19 protein-coding genes, 2 tRNA genes and 1 pseudogene are annotated in these 19,838 nt (G+C 59.5%); 12 read left to right on the forward strand and 10 right to left on the reverse strand.

All coding sequences use genetic code 11. The features are described from left to right. Positions 1–51: 51 nt before the first annotated feature. From AACH32_RS02370 to AACH32_RS02390, 5 genes and pseudogenes are all read left to right on the forward strand, one after another. Positions 52–654 (forward strand): 4Fe-4S dicluster domain-containing protein, encoded by a 603-nt coding sequence (locus tag AACH32_RS02370; protein ID WP_338605074.1) that lies wholly within the window; start codon positions 52–54, stop codon positions 652–654. Position 655: 1 nt separating this feature from the next. Continuing rightward, the gene (locus AACH32_RS02375; protein WP_338605076.1) at positions 656–1,534 is read left to right on the forward strand and encodes a CoB--CoM heterodisulfide reductase iron-sulfur subunit B family protein; all 879 of its coding nucleotides are present in this window, start codon (positions 656–658) and stop codon (positions 1,532–1,534) included. Positions 1,535–1,626: 92 nt separating this feature from the next. After that, positions 1,627–1,902 (forward strand): ogr/Delta-like zinc finger family protein, encoded by a 276-nt coding sequence (locus tag AACH32_RS02380; protein WP_338605078.1) that lies wholly within the window; start codon positions 1,627–1,629, stop codon positions 1,900–1,902. Between the two features lie 53 nt (positions 1,903–1,955). Next, a pseudogene (locus AACH32_RS20830) lies at positions 1,956–2,031 on the forward strand (SEC-C metal-binding domain-containing protein); the annotation flags it as partial. 812 nt (positions 2,032–2,843) lie between these two features. Beyond that, on the forward strand, positions 2,844–3,503 hold the full coding sequence (locus AACH32_RS02390) for a CDGSH iron-sulfur domain-containing protein (protein ID WP_338605081.1): 660 nt from the start codon (positions 2,844–2,846) through the stop codon (positions 3,501–3,503). A 68-nt stretch (positions 3,504–3,571) separates the two neighbouring features. Here AACH32_RS02390 and AACH32_RS02395 read toward each other — a convergent pair whose 3' ends face one another. The 7 genes from AACH32_RS02395 to AACH32_RS02425 form a co-directional block, all read right to left on the reverse strand. Further along, positions 3,572–4,150 carry a DUF1638 domain-containing protein gene (locus AACH32_RS02395; RefSeq protein WP_338605082.1) on the reverse strand — a complete coding sequence of 193 codons (579 nt, stop codon included), beginning with the start codon at positions 4,148–4,150 and terminating at the stop codon, positions 3,572–3,574. A 10-nt stretch (positions 4,151–4,160) separates the two neighbouring features. Beyond that, positions 4,161–4,694, reverse strand: coding sequence for a DUF2721 domain-containing protein (locus AACH32_RS02400; RefSeq protein ID WP_338605084.1), 534 nt, complete (start codon positions 4,692–4,694; stop codon positions 4,161–4,163). Between the two features lie 233 nt (positions 4,695–4,927). Further along, on the reverse strand, positions 4,928–5,836 hold the full coding sequence (locus AACH32_RS02405; protein WP_338605086.1) for a hypothetical protein: 909 nt from the start codon (positions 5,834–5,836) through the stop codon (positions 4,928–4,930). 189 nt (positions 5,837–6,025) lie between these two features. Next, positions 6,026–6,784, reverse strand: a complete 759-nt coding sequence (locus tag AACH32_RS02410) for a YkgJ family cysteine cluster protein (protein ID WP_338605087.1) — start codon at positions 6,782–6,784, stop codon at positions 6,026–6,028. Then, a complete protein-coding gene (locus tag AACH32_RS02415; protein ID WP_338605089.1) occupies positions 6,784–7,527 on the reverse strand; it encodes a YkgJ family cysteine cluster protein in 744 nt (247 codons plus the stop codon). Before AACH32_RS02415 ends, AACH32_RS02410 begins: the two co-directional genes overlap by 1 nt. A gap of 213 nt (positions 7,528–7,740) precedes the next feature. Then, positions 7,741–8,091 (reverse strand): 4Fe-4S dicluster domain-containing protein, encoded by a 351-nt coding sequence (locus tag AACH32_RS02420; RefSeq protein WP_338605091.1) that lies wholly within the window; start codon positions 8,089–8,091, stop codon positions 7,741–7,743. After that, the gene (locus tag AACH32_RS02425; RefSeq protein WP_338605092.1) at positions 8,088–8,495 is read right to left on the reverse strand and encodes a thioesterase family protein; all 408 of its coding nucleotides are present in this window, start codon (positions 8,493–8,495) and stop codon (positions 8,088–8,090) included. Before AACH32_RS02425 ends, AACH32_RS02420 begins: the two co-directional genes overlap by 4 nt. A 172-nt stretch (positions 8,496–8,667) precedes the next feature. Here AACH32_RS02425 and AACH32_RS02430 point away from each other — a divergent pair. Beyond that, positions 8,668–8,743, forward strand: a tRNA-Lys gene (locus AACH32_RS02430). Positions 8,744–8,757: 14 nt separating this feature from the next. Continuing rightward, positions 8,758–8,835: transfer RNA gene (locus AACH32_RS02435), tRNA-Glu, on the forward strand. A 175-nt stretch (positions 8,836–9,010) separates the two neighbouring features. On the opposite strand, the gene AACH32_RS02440 is transcribed toward AACH32_RS02435, so the two are convergent. Together AACH32_RS02440 and AACH32_RS02445 are read right to left on the reverse strand one after the other, a co-directional pair. Beyond that, positions 9,011–9,856 carry an MBL fold metallo-hydrolase gene (locus AACH32_RS02440; protein WP_338605094.1) on the reverse strand — a complete coding sequence of 282 codons (846 nt, stop codon included), beginning with the start codon at positions 9,854–9,856 and terminating at the stop codon, positions 9,011–9,013. Between the two features lie 115 nt (positions 9,857–9,971). Then, complete coding sequence (locus tag AACH32_RS02445; RefSeq protein WP_338605096.1) at positions 9,972–11,018, reverse strand: tyrosine-type recombinase/integrase; 1,047 nt, start codon at positions 11,016–11,018, stop codon at positions 9,972–9,974. Positions 11,019–11,193: 175 nt separating this feature from the next. Between AACH32_RS02445 and AACH32_RS02450 the strand changes: the two genes are divergently transcribed. Beyond that, entirely contained in the window at positions 11,194–12,228 is a 1,035-nt protein-coding gene (locus AACH32_RS02450; protein WP_338606643.1) for an IS110 family transposase, read from the forward strand. Positions 12,229–12,898: 670 nt separating this feature from the next. Here the strand turns inward: AACH32_RS02450 and AACH32_RS02455 are convergent. Next, a complete protein-coding gene (locus AACH32_RS02455) occupies positions 12,899–13,570 on the reverse strand; it encodes a recombinase family protein (protein WP_338605098.1) in 672 nt (223 codons plus the stop codon). Positions 13,571–13,785: 215 nt separating this feature from the next. Between AACH32_RS02455 and AACH32_RS02460 the strand changes: the two genes are divergently transcribed. The 4 genes from AACH32_RS02460 (at position 13,786) to AACH32_RS02475 (ending at position 19,833) form a co-directional block, all read left to right on the forward strand. Beyond that, positions 13,786–16,548, forward strand: a complete 2,763-nt coding sequence (locus AACH32_RS02460) for a cation-translocating P-type ATPase (RefSeq protein WP_338605100.1) — start codon at positions 13,786–13,788, stop codon at positions 16,546–16,548. Between the two features lie 422 nt (positions 16,549–16,970). Continuing rightward, positions 16,971–17,651, forward strand: a complete 681-nt coding sequence (locus tag AACH32_RS02465) for a GntR family transcriptional regulator (RefSeq protein ID WP_338605102.1) — start codon at positions 16,971–16,973, stop codon at positions 17,649–17,651. Between the two features lie 14 nt (positions 17,652–17,665). Beyond that, positions 17,666–18,463 (forward strand): cyclase family protein, encoded by a 798-nt coding sequence (locus AACH32_RS02470; RefSeq protein ID WP_338605104.1) that lies wholly within the window; start codon positions 17,666–17,668, stop codon positions 18,461–18,463. 158 nt (positions 18,464–18,621) lie between these two features. After that, positions 18,622–19,833: an ABC transporter substrate-binding protein gene (locus AACH32_RS02475; protein WP_338605106.1), complete on the forward strand. Its 1,212-nt coding sequence runs from the start codon at positions 18,622–18,624 to the stop codon at positions 19,831–19,833. The last annotated feature ends 5 nt before the right edge of the window (positions 19,834–19,838 follow it).

Raw genomic sequence — 19,838 nt, forward strand, 5'->3', positions numbered from 1 at the left:
TTGTCGGGGTTTGACAATATTTCGTTTAACCGCTTTGCAGTGAGGATGGCTATGGCCACCAAGGCCTATGACAAAAGCTTCCGCGAAGAGGTGTATCAGAATGTGGATTCGGGAGAGGACGTCAAGCTGTGCATGCAGTGCGGCGTCTGCGGCATCACCTGTCCCCTGCGGGACGAGATGACCCACGGCCCCCGCCAGCTCTGGTCGCTGATTCGCGCCGGAAAACGCGACGAGGTGATGAACAGCCCGGACATCATGTTGTGCACCTCTTGTTATAGCTGCAAGGTTCGTTGCCCCCGCGGGGTCAAGGTCATCGACGTGATGCACGGCCTGGCCCATTACGCCTTGGAGCAGGGCATCGTTCCGCGCAAGGAAACCTCCAAGTTCGGCAAGGCCTTCTGGGACAGCATCTACAAGACCGGCCGGGTGGACGAGACCGAAGTGCCCATGCGCTACACCATGATGGCCGGTCCCATCCACGGCATCTTCAACATGCTGGAGATGATGGACATCGGCCGCGCCTTGCTCTCCCACAAGCGCATGAAGTTCAAGATCGGCCCCGGCCTGCCTCCCTCCAAGAAGATCAAGGGCATGAAGGGCCTCAAGAAGATGCTGGACAAGGCCAAGGCCATGAGCCCGGGAAAGGAGGGTTAGGATGACTTATTTCCTCTACCCTGGATGCTCCCTGGAAGCCGGCGGCTCTCCCTATATGGTCAGCGTGGAGGCGGTGGCCAAGGCTCTGGGCCTCACCCTCAAGGAGATCGACGACTGGAACTGCTGCGGCGCTTCCATTCACTACGTGGGCGGCACCGAGCTGCAGACCAAGACCCTCAACGCCCGCAACCTGGCCCTGGCCCAGAAGCAGGGCGGCTATGACATCGTCGCCCCTTGCTCCTCCTGCTACATCCAGATGGTCAAGGCCGCCCACGAGTTTGATGAAGAGCCCGAGCTGGCCAAGGAGCTCAACGAGATCCTGGCCGAGGGCGGCCTCAACTACACCGGCGGGGTCAAGGTGCGCCACGTGTTGGACGTGCTCTACCACGACCTGGGCGTGGAGCGCATCGCCGCGGCGGTGAAAAAGCCCCTCGCCGGGCTCAAGGTGGCCTCCTACTACGGCTGCCAGACCACCCGCCCCTATGGCGAGTACGACTCGGTGGAAGACCCCCACACCATGGACGAGATCCTGACGGCCCTGGGGGCCGAGGTGGTGCCCTTTGAGCACAAGGCCAAGTGCTGCGGCTCGGGCATCTTCTTCACCGAGATGGAAACTTGCGCTCCCCTTGCCGGAGGCATCCTGGGCGAGGCCGAGGAAAAACAGGCGGACATGATCGTCACCGCCTGCCCCATGTGCCAGATGAACCTGGAAATCTACCAGCCCCGGCTCAATAAGATATTGAAAACAGAGTACAATATGCCGGTGGTCTACGTGACCCAGCTCATGGCTCTGGCCTTTGGCGGCGACTACAAAAAAGACGCCGCCCTGGACCGCAACATCGTTTCGGCCGCCGAGGCGTTGAAAAACCTCGTCGCGTGATTAACTTCTAAGGCAGGACGTAATCGCCCGCGCCTGGGCCCAGCGCCCGGGCGCGGGTTTTTCAACTCTGCCAACTTGCCAAGGAGTGCATCATGGCCGATTTCGACGAAGCCAAGACCATTTGCCCGCACTGCGGCCAGCATATGGAGAAGTGGGTCTCCCCGGCGGTGAATAGCTGGGGCGGCGAGTGCCTTTATATTTGCTTCAACGACGAGTGCGGTTATTACCAGCGGGGCTGGGACCACACCTTCAAGAAAATAGGTATCAAGGCCAGCTACCGTCATCGCTACGATCCCAACACCGGTCAGTGCGGGCCCTTCCCGGTCAACACCCCGGACGCGGGTCGCGACTGCATCGTAGCCGAGTAAACCAACCTAAACCGGGCGGATTTGGCCGCGGGTGACACATGGACCTATCCAACATCGGACGCAACGACCCCTGCCCCTGCGGAAGCGGCAAAAAGTTCAAGCGGTGCCACATGGGACGCGAAAATGAGATGGTAACCGACCGCTTGAACCAGGACCCAGGCCAAATCGCCCTGGCCATAACCAAGCTCCCGGCCTGCGAACATCCCCGGGCCGAGGAAATCGTCGCCGGCTTTTCCCTTACTTCGCCGGCGGGCAAGACCATCGGCATCAAGCTGGTGGATTTGGCCGCCTACGCCAAGCTGCAGGTGGGGGCAACAGACGCCCCCCGGGCCACCTCGGGCGGGGTGCTCATCAACCCCCACAAGACCCGGGTGCTGGACCCCACCCACCTCTACCTGGCCCTGAGCCCCGACGCCGACGACTCCATCATCATCCACGAACTGGCCCACGCCACGGATTTGATCTGCGGCTCCTCGCTGCCCCCGGGCAAGGCCGCGGCCCTGGCCCGGGAGACCCAGCTGCCGGTGGAGCTCCTGGAGCATCCCCAGGAGTTCGGCGACCAGCTCTTGGAGCTGGCCGAGCGCTTCGGGGTGGAGCTGGACGCCGACGACGAGATCGTGGCCTTTCTCACCCGCCGCCAGATGCTCCTGCCCGCCCGCCTGATCGCGGCGGGCAACGGGGCCGAGCTGGTGGCGGCCGGGGAGAAGACCATGCGCCTCATGCAGGATTCCAGGGACGAGATCGACGCGCGCATCAAAAACCGCAAGGGCTACACCGGCGGCAAATAGGCGCGGCGCCAATCACGGCTGCGGCGAGGGCGGGGTTTGACCCCGCCCTTAGCTTTGGCGCCCCAATACATTTATAATTTAGCAAGAGGCTCTATGGCCCCCATTTGATCGCGGCGCGCCGCCGCGCAACCCTTGCCGGAGACGACCAGGAGCATGAGCGCCGACAAGCCCAAACCCCAAGTCATTCCTCTGCCCAACGGCCCATATTACTACTTCACCGACTTCACTCCCCAACCGGTGCCGGGCCTGCGCGGCGAAGAGGGCCAGACCTACGCCAACCCCAAGGGCGCGGCCCTGTGCCGTTGCGGCGGCTCGGACAACAAGCCCCTTTGCGACGGTTCCCACGGCGAGAACCATTTCAACGACCGCAAGGAGAGCGACGGCCACCTGGATCGGCGCAAGAGCTACCAGGGCGCCAAGATCGTCATCCACGACAACCGCCACATCTGCTCCCATGCGGGTTATTGCGTCAACGAATTGCCGGGGGTGTTCGACCGCTGCGCCCGCCCCTGGGTCAATCCGGACGGGGCCGAGGTGGCGGCCATCATCGCCACCATCGAAAAATGCCCCTCCGGGGCCCTGAGCTACAGCATCGAGGGGTTGGAGCACCGCGACCTGGAGCGGGAGCCCGAGGTGATCGTCACCCAGGACGGCCCCTATTGCCTGGTGGGAGGGATAGAGGTGGTGGGGCACGAGCCCCGCGCCCAGGAGGTGTCCCAAGAGCACTGCACCCTGTGCCGCTGCGGCAGCTCGCGCAACAAGCCCTTTTGCGACGGCAACCACGCCGAGATCGGCTTCAAGGACCCGAAATAGGGCCTCACCGAAAGGCGCGGTATGCAAGGCGAGGGCGGGGTTTGTCCCCGCCCTTAGCTTTGGCGGGTCTAGGCCAGCAGTTGCCGCACGGTGGCTTGGAAATGGTCGAGGTCGATGTTGGTCACCTCGATGGGCACCTGCACCAGATCGAAGAACTCCAGGATTTCTTCGTCGCTCAGGGGGTTGATGCCCGGATCGATCACCAGGATGCGGTCGTAGCGGCCCAGGCCGGTGCGGAAATCCACCGGGTCCCAGCCGGAGAGGCGCCGCGCGTTGTTGGGCCAGTAGCGGACCCAGGATGGGGTCATGAGGATGGTGTTGCCCTGCTCCAGTTCCCGAACCTTGTCCTCGCCCACAAAGGCGGAAATGCAGTTGAAGGTGGGGCAAAGGGGCAGGCCTTTCTCGCGCAGCAGCTCATCCATGTGGGGCAGGCAGCCCCGGCCGAAAAACACCCGGACCTGGTCCGGGGCCTGGGATTGGGCCTCGTCTATGGCGGCCCGCAGTTCCTTTTCCAGCAGCTTGAGGTCCAGGTGCAGGGCGGCGTCCAGCCACACCACTTGGGGACGGTCGGCCTCGTCCTCCCGCTCCAGCAGGGTGGTGAGCTCTTCCTCGAAGATTTTGCAGGCGATCAAGACCTTTTGGGACATGGCCGCTACTCTACCTTGGGCTTGGAGCAAGGCTCTCCCGGTTTTGGGGGCTTCCTCCCAAGTATAACCGCCCGTTCCCCTTGGGCCAGTAGCTGCCGATCTCCAGGCCCAGGTGATCGCGCACCTCGATGCGCAACGAGCGCAGGGCCTGGTGCACGTCGGCCAGGAAAAATCCCAAGCTGATCATCAGGCAGGCCAGCGAACAGGTGAACAGCACCTCCACCAAGTCGGGGATCCACACCCCCAGGGTGTAGGTGGCGAAAAAGGCCAGGATGATCATGGCCACCGCGAAGATGGACAGGGCGGCGAAAATCACCGACAGGCGCAGCAGGTGGCAGCGCCGGTAGAGAATCTTGATCTCGTGGCTGATAACGCTTTTTTCGTCCTCGGGCAGACGGGAAAACCCGGCGCACAACTCGCGCACCCGGTCGATGGGCCGCCCCAGGCGGTTGGTGAGGGCCAGCAGCACCAGCCCCACCCCGGAGATGAGCACGCAGGGGGCGATGGAGGCTTGCAATATGGTGCCTAAACTAGTGGGACTCAAAACGAAGCTCCTTTGCGGTTCAGGGTCTCTAAAATACTTCAGCCAAGGACCGCTCACGGGATACGGCGCGAAGGGCTCGTCTCCCGGCGGGGTCCTTGGCTTTACGAGTCAGTGGGTTTACCCCCGGCGGGCGGTTTTGTCACCAGCAAATTTTGCCGCCACCGCCCGCCAAGAAAAAACCGGCCCTCCCTGGGGAGAGCCGGTCTTGTGTTTTCAGGGTAGCGTGCTTGCGGCTAATGCAGGCGCTCAGGTGGCAGCTCGCCGCGCTCCAGGGCCTCGCGGGCCTTTTTCACCGGGATGCCGCTCTCGCAGGGCACCCCCACCTGGCACAGGCCGCAGCCGTAGCCCGCGAATCCATAATGCTCGGGCACGTATTTGCGGCTGACCAGCAGATGCTCGCGGCATTTGACCTTGTCGTGGCCGGCCGGCGACAGGGCCCGCACCGGGCAGCGGTCGATGCACTTGCCGCATGTGCCCTCGGCGTAGAACAGGCAATAGGCATGGTGGTCGGAATAGGGCCGGGGCTTGGTGGGCACCTTTATCCGGGCCACCACCGAGCCGGCCCGGATGGCCTTGCCCCGGGCGGTGATGAGCCCGTCGCACAGGCCGAAGGTTCCCAGCCCGGCGGCGTAGGCCGCGTGGCGCTCGGACCAGGAGGAGGCGTAGACAAAGCGCTGGGACTCAACCCGCGCCCAGCCGGGGAGCAGCACCGGGGCCACCGCGTCGTGTCCGGCTTGGCTAAGCGACTTGGCCACGTGGGCGCGCAGGGCCTCGTTGCACTCCTCGCCGTAGATGCGGGTGCGGGCCCACTCCTCGGCCGGGTATTTCTTGGCCCGGCGGTTGGCTTGGCGCACCGCTTCGCGCTGGGGCAGCACCCAGGAGACGACCGTGAGCTCCTCGGCGGTCACCGGGCTGCCGGGGTGGTACTGGTTGAACACCTCCCAGGGGGTCCAGTGGAAAGGCCCCACGTATTCCTTGTACTGCTGCCAGATGGGGTCGGAGCCGGCGGTAAAGCCCACCAGGGCGTCGTCCCAGGCCCGGTCGCCGGCCTGGTTTTGCATGCTGTTGGTGGGCGAGGAGGCCAGAAAGTCGTTGATCAGCTTGGTGATCCAAGCGCCTGGATCGGCGATTTTTTTAGGCATGGAGTCTCCTCGCTTTTTTGCTTCGCACAAACCGCGTGGGGCCGCTGAACAATAGCTTACCGGCTTGGGGACGGTACCGGCGGTAGCGTTGGCTACATCCGAACCTACATGATGCCCAGCGCCGGAAAAGAAGCTACTTACAATAACGGTCCCCACCCCCGGCTTGTCAAGCAGGGGTCGTCCGGAGGCTCAGCCCTGCTTGAGGCGCAGGGTGGGCTCGCCGAACAGGGAGAAGCGCAGCCAGTCAAAGGCGAACTTGAGCAGCTGGGACTCGTTGCTCTGGATCAGCTCCAGCCGGGTGGGCTCCAGGTCGATGATCTGGGTCAGGCGGCTCTGGGTCACGAACTGCTTGAACTGGTCCAGGTTGTAGCAGGCCATGAAGAACATCTGCATCTTCTTCTGGGCCTCGGCCGCGCTGGCCGCCGGGGCCTGGCGGGTCACCAAGGGCAGGAAAAGGTCGTTGGAGGCGTTGTAGGCGGTGAGCCCCTGGTCCTGGGTCCATTCCTGGGGGCTCCAGCAGCGGCCTTGTTCAAAGCCCCGGCAGTGGGGCTCCTTGACCAAAAACCAGCTCTCCTGGGAGGGCCCGCCTTCCCCGCCGCCCTTGGTGGCCCGGCCCAGGGGATAGGTGCGGCAGGCGCCGGGCCGGTCGGGGTATACGGTGCAGCCCTGGGGGGAGAGGAAGGGGCAGGTCTGCTCGTCGTTGTCGGCCATGGCCAGGCGGGGCAGGGGCCAGCCGTTCTGGCCGCTCTCCACCACGGTGTGGCGCTCGATGAACTCCTCGGAGCTCAGGCCCAGGTGGTTCTTCAGGCGCAACACGTCGTAGGGAGTAAGCACCAGGTTGAGGCGGCGGCAGCACTCGTTAAAGCAGGGCACCTCGGGATGGCAGGCAAAGGTGAAGCCCTCCGGCCCCAGCTCGTTGAAGCGCGGGTCCTCGATGTCGGGCAGCACTACTGGCCGTCCCCGGGCTGCTCTTTTAGCTTCAGGGTCTTTTGGCCGAACAGGCCGAAGCGCACCCAGGCGTAGCCCAAGTCCATCAGGGCCACGTCGTCGGTCTTGACCGCGAAGATGGTGTCCTCGTCCAGGTCGAAACGGTCCAGGAACGAAGAGTTGAGGATGAACTCGCGGAAGCGGTCCAGATCGTACAGGGCCAGGATGATCATCTGCTGGACCTTGGGGTTGTCCAGCTCGCCCAGCTTGTTGATCCACTCGTGGCTCACCAAGGATTCGTAGGAGCCGTCCATCTCCTTGGACTGGGTGGCTCCCTGGTCCTTGAGCCATTCGCGCACCTTCCAGGGATCGCCCTTGGCCAGGCCGTGACAGCGCTGGGGGGATACCGCCACCTGGAAGCCGCCCTGGGCGTGCTCGTCCAGGGGGAACATGCGGCAGGCCCAGGGACGGTGCTCGTAGATGGCGCAGCCGCCGGGGCCCACGAAATAGCAGCGTTTGTTGTTCTCCTCGTTCATGCGGAACTGCACCAGGGGCACCGCCTTGCCCGGCACTTGCACCAGGTGGGTGTATTTCTCCAAAAACTCGCTGGAGGTGAGCCCCAGGGCCTTTTTCATGCGCAGCACGTCATAGGGCGTAAGCATTATGTTCACGTCGCCGCAGCAGGAGGTGTAGCACTCCAGGCCTTTGTGGCAGGCGAAGGTGAAGTCGTCGTCAAGCTGCAGCTTGGGGCGGTCGTCGCTCATGGTTTTCCTCGCCAAAACCCGGCCGAGGTGGGCCGGGCCATTATGCGGCAGATGCCGAATTTTTCAGTGGTGCTGATTATGTACCAGGTGTAACAAGCGGGGTCAACGAGGATTTCACGACCCGGGCGGCGCCGGGCGCGGCGAGCCCGGCCCCTGGGGGCGGGGCCTGGGCGAAGGGGCCGATGAAAAGGCGCGAGGCGGCGTTGGCGGGCCTCAGTTGTCTTCGCGGGGCGCCGGGGCCAGGCGCTCGGGGCTTATATTGGCCGGCTGGGAGGGCCGCTGGCAGCGCGCCCCCGGAGACACGGCGGCGCCGGGCTCGGGCTCGCCCAGGCTGATGGCAAAGTCCGGGCAAAGCATTTCGCACAGGCCGCAGCTGGTGCAGCGGTCCGGCCGAGCCAGGAAGGGATAGCCCCACTCGTCGGTGGCCAGGGCGTCGCGGGGGCAGAAAGAGGAGCAGTTGCCGCAGCGCTTGCACCAGGCGGGGTAAAAGCTGACCTTGTGCTGCTCGGGCTGGATCGCGGCGGGGGCCGCCTTGGCCTCCGCCTTTTTCTTCCTGGGGGTCATACCTCGCTCCTTTTCGCCGCTTTTTGGGTCACGCCCTGGAAAAAACGTTCGTGCTCCACCACGAAGCGCACGTGCCTCCCCCGGGCCACCTGCTCCACCCCGTCGTGGGCGCTTACCGCGAACACCAGCTTGGGCCCCTTGACCTCGAGCAACTCGGCCGTGGCGGTGACCGTGAAGCTAGCCGGGGTGGGGGCCAGGTGATCCATCTCCATGCGCGCCCCCACGGTCATTTGCCCCGGTTCCAGGCCTCCCTCGATGGCCCTGAGGCACGAACCTTCCAGCAGGGTCATCAGGGTCATGGAAGAGAGCACGTCAACCCCGGGGTTGCCGTAGGCGCTGGCCAAATCGGCCGTTTCCACCAGCTTGCCCAGCTGGCCCTTGAGTCCGGGGGTGAGTTGAGACATGTTCCCTCGTCATCGCGCTCGGGGGTAATCAACGGTATCGCCGCGTTGTTAGGCACTATTTGAATTTAACCGGAAACGGCGCGCCGCACAAGGGTCGTGTAATGATGGGATTGCTTCGGCTTATCTTGACACTCCACCCCTTGCATGGTAAAAAACCATCCTCTGTAAAAACGGGCCGTTAACTCAGTTGGTAGAGTATCTGCCTTTTAAGCAGAGAGTCGCGTGTTCGAATCACGCACGGCCCACCAGTTTTGGTGGAAACGTCCCCATCGTCTAGCCAGGTCCAGGACACCGGCCTTTCACGCCGGCGACACGGGTTCAAATCCCGTTGGGGACGCCATAGCATATCGCGGGGTTCAGCCATATGGCTGGGCCCCGTTTTGTTTAGGTGAAGCAGGAGGTGAAGTCGATTTTGATGAGTTAGGTTATATAGGTCGTCGGTTTGAGGGATACACAGAACTTTAGGGGATCATCGAACCCACCCCGTCGAGCGGCAGATTAGGTTCCGGCTAGTTCTAGCTCTGCGTTTGAGTCAGCATCTGAGCCAGTACCGCTTGGTTGGGCGCAATAAAAGGTTTCGTAGCCGGAACTAAAGCTAGCGTGGCCAGGAGCTTTGCGGTCATTTCCGATGCCGGCGGCAGGTGGGCCGACAATATGCCTTTCGGGGCAAGTTGGCGGAGAGTGTCGAGTTGCCGCGCAAACACATCCGGCGGAATCGCGTGAACCCAGGGACAATCTCCGCTGGCCCAACTGATCATCCCTTGAGCCAGTTCGTCCTCTTTCAGAGCATCGGCATCTTGCGCCAAAGTGGGGATGATGGCCCCGAAACAATCGGCGGAGAAAAAAACATCCGACTTGTCGTCGTAAATGCCGATGGTTGTCGGATTGTCGAACAGAGGCGGTCTGATCGCGGTCAACTTGCGGTCTCCCACCGATATGCTATCGCCGTGGTTAAGCCAATACACGCGATCCATGGGCACCGGCCAGGTGGCATTCATCCGCATCACCGCCAGCGCATTGGCCGCGAGCCGCGCCTTGGGGGCGGCTTCCATAATTTTCTGAATGCTTCCGGTGTGGTCCGAGTCATCGTGGGTAATCCACACCCACTTTAGGTCCTGTGGATCCACGACCATCCTCAGCGTTTTCATGAAATCATCACTATCTCTTCCCGTTCCCGTATCAACAAGGACTGGGTCCTCTGCCTTGATGACAAAGGCATTAACTGGGAGATACCCCATTCCGGGAAGTGGGACATGAGAGGGGAGGACCTCGATATCCGGCGTAAACGCAAAGGCCTTCTCCATCGCTAATCCTCTTGGTTTGAGTTCCATGAACGGCACCTTCTTCACGATAAGCACCATGCAGTTACATCGTCAAGAAAAGCGATCTGGGTACTTGGGAATTAAAGTAGAACCTTGTTGTTAGGTTTTGGTCCGGAAATCTGCTTTTGGGTGGAACGGAAGCCAATTATAGGAGCTAGTGACCTGTCCCCAGAGTACTCAACATCCCCACCGTATCCCGCAGATCACTCGATATGCGCTGGACGTACCGCTCAGTAACCTGCAAACTCTGATGCCGCAGGAGACCCTGTATTGCCTTGATAGAGACATTACCTGAATCTGCCAAGTAAGACGCAACATGACGCCGGAGGGCATGGAACCCAAACACCTTGACTCCAGCCCGTTCGCACAAGTCGCGCATAAACTTCCTGCGCACCCGAAAAGGCTTTCCGTACCAAGGACCGCCGTGGTCGCAGATGAAGACGTGAGATTTGTCCTTGAACTTGCGCTCCTCCCAATCCCTCCACCACAACAGAGATGAATACAATTCATCGCTCATGGGCAGAATGTCTCTACGGGGTGCTCCGTTTCTTGTTTTGTGAGTGGTCAGGGCGATGGTCTTGCGGTCAAAGTCCAGATCGCTCCATTTCAAGCGGAATATCTCGGACCTTCTTGCCCCAGTTTGCAAGTAGCAGTTGAGCAGGACTCGCTCCTGTGGGGTTGCTGCTCCCATGACCTTCAACACGTCTTTTCTACAGGGGGTGTAGATGGGCTTTCTGGCATGGGGGAGTGGATCGATGCGGGCAATGGGGTTGAAGGGGACCTCTAGGAAGCGGTGACCCCAATTAAACATCGCGAGTAGGTGCTTCCTGTCCTTGTTGCTTGCGTTGTTGGATTGCTCCTTGGCCCGCTGATTGAGATAGGTCGAGACTAGGGCTGGGGTAATTTGGTCTAAGTGCAAATCTCCCCACGCAGGTCGTAGGTCATCCAGCACTTTCAGTTTTTCGTTATAGGTCTTGGTGGAGAGTCTTGGCTTGGAGTAGGTGAGGTAGGATTTACATAGTGCATGAAAACTTAAAATAGGAGAGTCGGGGGTTGGGGTCTCTAGCTCTTTTCTCTTTGCAGCTTCCCACTCCACAGCTTGCTTCTTGGTGGAGCAGAGCTTCTGGTGACGAGTGCCCTGCCAAATCACTTGAGCGACATACTTGACCTTTCCACTGACGCACTTGCGCTTGTAGGGCATCTCAACATCCAGCCACAGGGTCTGTTGTCTGTGTGCTGGACCTTTGGGCTGATGTCAATCGGATAGGTGGCGCGTGTAGGGGTGATGATGTATTAAGATGAGATGAGTGTGGTCATCCCCCCGCTTTGGGACAATGGTCTTGGGTACTTAGAGACCATTAAAGGGAGGGTTGACCATGATTTATGTTGGCATGGACATTCACAAGAAGACCACGACTTTTTGCGCTTTGGATCAGGAGGGCAAAGTCATCCACCGGGGTACGGTTCCCAGCGGTGAAACTGGATGGCTTGATGCAATCCATCGTTGGCCCAAAGACGAAATAGCGGTTGCTCTTGAAACTGGCTCCATGACCTGGTGGGTGGTGGATGTGTTGCGTGAGGCTGGAATTGAGCCCATCGTGGTCGACGCCCGTCAATTCAAAATGATCGCCGACAGTAAGAAGAAGAGCGACCGCCACGATGCCCGGGCCCTTGCCGATGGGCTGCGAGGTGGCTTGGCTGAGCGAATCGCGGTCAATGTGCCTAGAGAAAAAGCACGTCGGGCCCGCTCTTTGATGCAGACTCGGCAGCAAATTCTCAAGCAGCGCAATATGACGGTAAACGCAGTAAAGGCCATGCTGCGTTCGGTTGGGGTGGAGATGAAAAAGGCCCAATGGCCCAAGGATAGCCACTGGGAAAAAGTCCTTGATAATCCGGCGGTGCCCATTTGGATGAAGCCATTCCTGATCACCCAACGCAGCATCTGGGACCACTTGGAGCAGCAAAGGCAGGAGTTTGATGCCTTGGTCCATGAGGAGTTGAGCTGTTGGCCTGAGGCGCAACTGCTTCTGGAGATGCCCGGTTTCGGCCCCATCGTCACCCTGGGCATTCTCAGCGGCATAGATGACATAAAGCGTTTCAGGCGCTCAAATCAGCTGGCCAGTTATGCCGGTCTGATCCCCTCGTCCCGTGACAGCGGAGCGGTGCAACGCCGGGGAGGGATAACCCGCCAGGGACGAAGTCTGATGCGCTATTTCGCGGTGCAGGCCGCCTGGGCGGCCATGCGCAGTAAGAATCTCACGATCCCTTTGCGTAAATGGTCCCGCAGGCTGATTGTGAAGCGGGGAAAGAAGGTGGCTGCAGTTGCCTTGGCCAGAAGACTTCTAGTCCTGGCCCACAAGCTATTGACCACCGGAGAAGTTTATAACTCCAAATACCCAGTCGTGGCCTGAGCAAAAAGGAGATTGTTGGCCTAAAAAAAGCGAACGCGCTATTCGAGGATTGGCGTCGAACCTGAAATACTTGCTTGTGGCCGGGACCACGTTGCTAAGATGAGGGGCGCCAATTCTCGATCCACATCCATGCGCCGGGTCTTAACTGAGCGCGAAGAGAAGCTTGAAAGCGCGATCGCCCTTAAACTGGCTTTGTCCGGAAAAAAGGAAAAGGCCTATTGATAAATTTTGCCCTTGACCAGAATGACCACACTCAGAGAAGCAACCTTTACTGTTCGAGACATGCCAATGGGCAAAGCTTATAATTCCTATCTTAATACCTCACTGGCCATCCCACGCACCAGCCCATGCCCCATGGATATCTTCTTTGCCCTCCCTTGCTTTCCAGTTGCCGGATTGGCACTCATATACCAACCAATGCCCCCGAGGCCAACGGAAACCAAGGAAAAAGCCGGAGACATATTCCCGTAATGGGGTCTCAGGGGGAGAATTGACACAGGCCACAGGCGATATGTTACCGGCGGAAACAATGGGGGCATGGTGGCATCCCCTAAGGTCAAGCGGTATGCCTTGCCTCCAGTCGCCTTGGGCATTGGCCTATCCGCCTGCCCCTTGACACCTAAGTCAATCTTGTGCGGCCAACGCCAGTCCAGCGCCCATTTTCCTTTCCTTAGCTCACCATCCTCATGATCTGGACCGGGTGGAATAGCTTGCCGTTGCGGTTCAGGTGGCCCCTGGCCTTCAGTCGCTTGGCGATGGCCCGGTAGGTGAGCCCCTTGACCCTGAACTCATTCGCCATGGCCATCACCCTTTGCTCCTGCTCCTGTGGCTCCAGGTGCACTCCATCCTCGGCCAACCTGAACCCATAGGGAACGTGGCCTACGCGTTCCCCCCTGGCCTGCTTGGCCTGCAGTGCCGCCTTGGTCCTGGCCCCGATCACCAGCCGCTCGTATTCGGCGAAGGCGTCCACGATCCGCCGCATTAGCACGTGGGTGGGGTCCTCGCCCTCGGTGCCCTCGCCGGCGGCCGACACCACCTTGGCCTTCTTGCGCTGGACCGCCGCCTCGATCATGGCGACCACGATGGGATCACGACCTAGCCGATCTCGCTTGGCCACCACCAACACGTCGCCCTGAGCCAACTGGCCTATGGCCTCCAACAGGGCAGGGCGCTTGTCCAAGCCTGAGGCGCCGCTGACCACATCCTGGCCGACGTCGGCCACCTCCCAGCCGTTTGCCTCACAGAACCTGTCAATGGCCGCCTGCTGAGCCTCAAGGCCCAGGCCGCTCTGCCCCTGCTCCTCGGTGCTCACCCTAAGATACCCGATAGCCTTTCCAAACATTTGATATTACTCCAGGTTTCACAATGGTCCCTGTGTAACACCAAAAAAGCATGGAAAAGGCCATTAAAACAATTTCTTGAGACAGGTAGGATATTTGGAAGTCCATATCCATAAATGGTACCTTGATAAGGGCCAGTTCACCTGACGCCCGGAGTTAACTCGCTCTACCCCCTGGAGCCTTCGCTGATACATTCAATCCACCGAGGAAACCAGTCGTGCCCAGCGTGAAGCCTTTTCAAATGGATGTGGAACAGGCCCTGCAATCCCTGGATAGCATCGTCAAGGGGCTCTCCCAGAGCGAGGCGGACAAGCGCCTGAAGCATTATGGTAAAAACGAACTTCAGACCAAGGTCCGCTTGCCGGTGTGGCTGGTGTTCCTGTCGCAGTTCAAGGAACTGCTCATCTTCATCTTGATCCTGGGCGGCCTCATTTCCTTTTTCATCGGCAATTTCCGCGACGGATCCATCATTTTCATCATCGTCCTGGTAAACGCCATCATCGGCTTTTTGCATGAACGCAAGGCCGGCAAGATCATAGACAAGCTCAAGACCCTGATAAAGTCGCCCGCCAAGGTGGTTCGGGACGGCAAGCTGATGGAGATATCCCAAGAAAACCTCGTGCCCGGCGACATCGTGCAGATCGAAGCCGGGGACAAGTTGCCCGCCGACTTGCGCCTCATCACGGTCAACGGCCTCAAAACCAATGACTTCGCCTTGACCGGGGAGTCCGTGCCCCAGGAAAAGACCCTGGAGGCTATTGCCGGCGACCCACCGCTGGGAGACCGCACCAATATGGCCTATACGGGCACCACCGTGGCCTCGGGCAGCGCCACGGGGGTGGTCGTCTCCACGGGAATGAAGACCGAAACCGGCCGTATCGCGGAACTGACCGATGAGGCCGGCGAAACCCAGACCCCATTGCAAAAGGAGTTGGGGCGCCTGGCCAACCAACTGACCATCGCCGTGGCCATCATCAGCGTGGGGCTTTTCGTCCTGGGCATCATGCAGGAGTTTTCCTTGTACATGAGCCTGGTCTACGCCCTGGGCGTGGCCATGGCCATGGTGCCCCAGGCCCTTCCCGCCCAAGTTACGGTGGCCCTGACCACGGGCAGCAACCTGCTGGCCGACCACCAGGCGGTGGTCAAGGACTTGCCCTCGGTGGAGACCCTGGGCTCCACCACGGTGATCTGCACGGACAAGACCGGCACGCTGACCAAGAACGAGATGACCGTGCAGTCGGTGTGGTTCAACGGCAGGAAATACCAGGTCACCGGCATAGGCTACGAGCCCAAGGGCGAGGTGCTCGATGACCAGGGCAACAAACTCACCGATCAGCACATTGACCAGGTCGAAGTGATCATGGATGCGGCCACCATGGCTTCCAACGCGGAAATACACGAGCCTGACGACGAGCATGATTTCTGGTATTCGGTGGGAGACCCCACCGAGGCCGCCCTTGTCGCCCTGTCCACCAAGCTGGGCACCCGCTCGCCCCAAGAGGACCAGGAGAACCCGGAGCTTCAGGAATTCTCTTTCAACTCCGAGCTAATGAGGATGAGTTCGGTAAGGCGATTCGGCGAGGAGTTGAGGCTGGCGGTCAAGGGCTCGACCGCCAGTATTCTGGCCATCAGCAACCGTATTTACCGGGACGGTGAGCAGGCGCCGCTCACGCAGGCGGACAAGGAACACATCACCGCCTTGAACAAGGAATACTCCCAAAACGGCATGCGGGTGTTGGCCATCGGCTACCGGGAGTTGGGCAACGGAGATAAGGAATTCACCAGGGAAGAAGTTGAAAAGGAAATAGTATTCCTGGGCCTGATGGCCATGATCGATCCGCCCAAGGAGGGGGTCGGGGAGGCCATCGCCGACGCCCAAAACGCACATATAAGGGTGTTCATCCTCACCGGCGACCATCCGGACACGGCCTTGGCCGTGGGACGGGAAGTGGGGCTGCACGACCCCAGCCAGGATGCCTCCGTGGTCATCGGCACCGAGCTGAAGCAGATGGACGACGATGCTCTTAAGAGGCTGCTGACCGAGAAGCATTCGGCCATCTTTGCCCGGGTGGATCCGGAGGACAAGCTGCGCATTGTGGAGTTATTAGAGCAGCAGGGCGAGATTGTAGCCGTTACCGGCGACGGGGTGAACGACGCGCCCGCCCTCAAACGGGCTCACATCGGGGTGGCCATGGGCCAGAGAGGCAATGACGTGGCCAAGGAAGCCGCCCGGCTGGTGTTGCTGGACGACAATTTCTCCACCCTGTTTCACGCGGTGGAGGAGGGAAGGACTATTTACAGCAACCTCAAGAAGACCATCTTCGCATCTCTGACCACCAACATTGGCGAGCTGATCCTGGTGCTTTTGGGCCTGTTGGCGGCTGCGGTGTGGGGCTACCCCATACCCATTCTGGCTGGCCAAATCCTGGCCGTGGACCTCTTGGCGGAGATCGCGCCGCTGACGTTTCTTACCTTCGATCCGCCGGACAAGGACGTGATGACCATGCGGCCCAGGAGGCCGGGGGAGTACATGCTAAATCTCCGGGGCGGGTTGGAAATCACCCTGCTAGGCTCACTAATCGGCTGTTTGGCGTTTTTCAATTTCGTCTATTACATGCAGCGGAAGGGCATCTCACTGGACATGGGCAGCGTAGATAGCATGGACTATTTCATGGCTACTACCTTGAGCTACGCCACCATCGTGTATTGCCAGTTCCTAAATATCCTGCAGAGAAGATCAGAGCGCAGTTCTTTGTTTAACCGCAACTTCTTCAGCAACAAGATACTACTTAACTCGATTCTGGTGTCCATCGTCTTGGTGTCCTTGGCCATTTATGGTCCTTATATCAGTCAGTTTTTAAGTTTTGGTCCCATTGGCGTGCAGGACTGGGCCTGCATCTTGGGAGCAACGGGAATTTATTTGTTGACCTTCGAAGCGATTAAATTTTTCAAGCGCCACAAGCACGCTACTCAAGGTTGATATCCACAATCTTCCACAATGGGGCGTTACTGGGTGACCTTACGAATGTGAAAGTTCAATCTTTGAAGTGACGCACCGATCTGAGGCGGGTCACCCACGGCGAAAGATTCAGGCTTCCACCTGCACGAAATACTTTCACAGATAACTAATCAATCCCTTTCGAAGCTTGCCTATGTTCTGCTAGGCTGACCAGTGCTTCCTGGCCACGGTAGGCATTCCTTTCTAAGCCCAAAATGTTAACTTGAAATTTGGACCGCTTTTAGGTAGGCAGGTCATGCGGCCAAGCTCTTATGGCCAAGTTGACCTGCCTGAATTGTTGCCGAATGGTTTCGTTCGATTTTATATAGGAAATCTCAATTGACATCTTTTTACACCAGGTGTTAATAGTGAGACGTAACATCTAATATCTTAGATGGCACATTATGCAACACATGGAAGATGAAATCCTCGCTGCCGTGAAGACCCCACCGTCCCTGAGGGAGATGGCCTTTGAGGCCATCAAGGAAGGGATCATGGGTAACACCCTCAAGTCGGGGCATACCTACAGCGAACACTCTTTGGCCAAGCAACTGGGTATGTCCAAAACCCCGGTCCACGAGGCGCTGTTAGATCTGGCCCTGCGAGGCTTCGTTACCCTGTTGCCGCGCAAGGGAGTGGTCATCAAAACACTAACTATTGACGAGATCAAAGACCTCTACGATTTCCGCCTAGTGTTGGAAGTGGCTGTGATGCGCAAAGTGGCCGGGCATATCTCTCCCCCACAAATAGAGCGGCTGTGGGCTATACACAACGCCTGCGTGGCGGCCACCGAGATAGACGATCACGTCGGCTACATCAAAAACGACCGCATATACCACTCCTATATGGCCTCACTGGCGGGCAACAGCTACTTGGTCGAAGCCTTGGAGAACGTACGCGACCTAATCGACTGGATGGGGGTTCGCGCCATGGTCCGTCCCGGCCGGCTGCCGGAGGTAGACATTGAGCACGCGCTGGTAATCGAAAAACTTGCTGGAAACAACGCTGAGGAGGCAGCCAAGGCCATGGAGGCCCATGTAAGAGCAACCGAACATAACTCGCTTTCTTGGTGTGACCGTCCTTAAGAGGGGAATGAGGCTTGAATCCAAAGGAAATAGCCGCCTTGGCCCAAAAAGCCAAAGTTTACGACCTGGGCATGGATTATTTCGTGGGTATGCCCCATTTCCCCACTCATCCACCCTTCACTTTTTCCCTGGGGCGCATCCACGGTGACCTACCCTATGCGGACGGTTTGACCTCTGCCAATTGCGTCTTCTCCACTGGCGGCCACACCGGTACCCACATTGACGCGCTTGGTCATATAAGCGTCAACCGCCAAGTTCACAAAGTCGGGGACATCACCCCTTACCAGAGCTATTCGGGGCTGCAAAAGGGCGGCATCGAGGAAGTGGAGCCCATTTTCTGCCGAGGGCACCTGTTGGATTTAGCCGGCTACGCGGGAGTTGAATGCCTGGATAGCGGCTACCGCATAGACGCCCCAGCTCTTGAGGGCGCGGCGCAGGCATGCGGCGCCGAGCTGGGGCAAGGCGATGTCGTGCTCATCCGCACCGGATGGATTCAACACTTTTCCGATCCTCTCAAATACATCGCCCATGAGCACGGTGCACCGGGCCTTGTGGAAGACGGGGCCCGCTGGCTCGCCGGGAAAGGCGTCAAATTCGTGGGCAGTGACACCGTGGCGCTTGAAAAGACACCTTCACCAGGGTTGCCGGTTCACGGCATCCTGCTGGTGGAAAACGGCATACACATCATGGAAGTGCTTAACTTGGAGAAACTTGCTGCCGACAGGGTCACCGGTTTCTTGTTTATCGCTCTACCTCTGAAAATAAAGGGCGGCACGGGATCGCCCATCCGCCCCATCGCAGTTGTCCTGTAGGTGAATTTGTGCCTGCCCAATAGACGAGGCCGGGGATATTCATTGCTTGCGGCCCCCGTGGGAGTCGTCACCAAGCGTCTGCCGGCGCTCATAGGGTCTTTTGCCAAATATTGGCGGCACAGATTTAGAGGATAAAAGCAGAATAAGGAGGCATTGCAATGTGCGTATCTACCAAAACCTTGAGTAGGGCCCTCAGGCTGCTGGGCCTCATGGCCATGGCTGGTTTGCTGCTGGTCTCCCCGGCCTTGACAGGGACCGGGACGGCCGAAACCAAAACCATCAAAATTCTCTCCAACAACCCCTTCTCGGGCAAGGCTGCCTCCTGGGGATTCTCACAGGACCGCGGTGTCGGCTTGGCAGTGGAACAGGTCAACAAGGCCGGTGGGATCAAGATCGGCGGCGAGACCTACATGTGGGAAAAAATTCAGTGCGACAACCGCTACATCCCGGCGGATGCGGTCTCTTGTCTTAAACGCGGCGTGGCTCAAGGGATCAAGTTCATGTGCACCCTCGGCGGTGCGGTAACCAAGCCGCAGATCCCACTGATCAACAAGGACAAGATCGTAACCCTCGCCGCCATCGCCGGCGGGGCCGACTTCACCAATGCTAACAACAAGTATCTGTTCCGCACCATGCCTTCGGCCGACCTGACCATGGCCATTGAGGGCATTAAAATCTACAAGAAGCTCGGCGTCAAAAGGCTGGTGCTGCTCACCGCCGACAATGTCCTGGGGCACAGCGATGCCAAGACCTTGGAGAACGCCCTCAAGGTCAACAACATGAGCAACATCCTGGTGGCCGAGGAGTTCGTGCCCATTGACACCGGCGACTTCACCCCGGCTCTTACCCGGGTTCTGGCCAAGAACCCGGACCACATCGAGGGCGGCGCTTGGCCCGCGGCGGGCCTGGCCCTTTTGATCAAGCAGGCGCGCGAATTGGGTTACAAGGGGACCATCACCAACCTCACCGGGGCCCCCAAGGTGGACCCGTTGGTCAAGATCGGCGGCAAGAAGAACGTAGAAGGCGTGATCATGCTGCGCCTGTGGCCGCCGGACCAGCTTCCCACCCAGGCCTTCAAGGATTACTGGGCGGAGTACCGCAAGCGCTACAACCAGGATCCCGGAGCCAACAGTTGGGAAGGCTACATGGCTTTCATGCACCTGTCGGCCGCGGTTGCAAAGGCCCAGAGCCTGGACCCGGACAAGATCGTTGCCACCATGCGCGACCTAAAGATCGAGTCCCTGCTAGGCGAGCTAAAGCTCATCGGCAAAGACAACCCCCTGCTGCCCGGCTACGGCATAAACAACCAGTACACCTCGCCCCTGCCGGTCACCGTGCTCAAGGATGGCAAGCCGGCTATCTACAAGTAGTTGCC

Source organism: Desulfoferula mesophila, assembly GCF_037076455.1.
Lineage (GTDB): Bacteria > Desulfobacterota > Desulfarculia > Desulfarculales > Desulfarculaceae > Desulfoferula > Desulfoferula mesophila.

Bases quoted from the DNA above. Each gene is read 5' to 3' on its own strand.
- AACH32_RS02450 (WP_338606643.1), top strand. From the start codon at position 11,194: ATGATTTATGTTGGCATGGACATTCACAAGAAGACCACGACTTTTTGC.
- AACH32_RS02425 (WP_338605092.1), bottom strand. From the start codon at position 8,495: ATGTCTCAACTCACCCCCGGACTCAAGGGCCAGCTGGGCAAGCTGGTG.
- AACH32_RS02405 (WP_338605086.1), bottom strand. From the start codon at position 5,836: ATGCCTAAAAAAATCGCCGATCCAGGCGCTTGGATCACCAAGCTGATC.
- AACH32_RS02455 (WP_338605098.1), bottom strand. From the start codon at position 13,570: ATGTTTGGAAAGGCTATCGGGTATCTTAGGGTGAGCACCGAGGAGCAG.
- AACH32_RS02465 (WP_338605102.1), top strand. From the start codon at position 16,971: ATGCAACACATGGAAGATGAAATCCTCGCTGCCGTGAAGACCCCACCG.
- AACH32_RS02445 (WP_338605096.1), bottom strand. From the start codon at position 11,018: ATGCCCTACAAGCGCAAGTGCGTCAGTGGAAAGGTCAAGTATGTCGCT.
- AACH32_RS02390 (WP_338605081.1), top strand. From the start codon at position 2,844: ATGAGCGCCGACAAGCCCAAACCCCAAGTCATTCCTCTGCCCAACGGC.
- AACH32_RS02370 (WP_338605074.1), top strand. From the start codon at position 52: ATGGCCACCAAGGCCTATGACAAAAGCTTCCGCGAAGAGGTGTATCAG.
- AACH32_RS02440 (WP_338605094.1), bottom strand. From the start codon at position 9,856: ATGGTGCTTATCGTGAAGAAGGTGCCGTTCATGGAACTCAAACCAAGA.
- AACH32_RS02380 (WP_338605078.1), top strand. From the start codon at position 1,627: ATGGCCGATTTCGACGAAGCCAAGACCATTTGCCCGCACTGCGGCCAG.
- AACH32_RS02415 (WP_338605089.1), bottom strand. From the start codon at position 7,527: ATGAGCGACGACCGCCCCAAGCTGCAGCTTGACGACGACTTCACCTTC.
- AACH32_RS02475 (WP_338605106.1), top strand. From the start codon at position 18,622: ATGTGCGTATCTACCAAAACCTTGAGTAGGGCCCTCAGGCTGCTGGGC.
- AACH32_RS02395 (WP_338605082.1), bottom strand. From the start codon at position 4,150: ATGTCCCAAAAGGTCTTGATCGCCTGCAAAATCTTCGAGGAAGAGCTC.
- AACH32_RS02420 (WP_338605091.1), bottom strand. From the start codon at position 8,091: ATGACCCCCAGGAAGAAAAAGGCGGAGGCCAAGGCGGCCCCCGCCGCG.
- AACH32_RS02375 (WP_338605076.1), top strand. From the start codon at position 656: ATGACTTATTTCCTCTACCCTGGATGCTCCCTGGAAGCCGGCGGCTCT.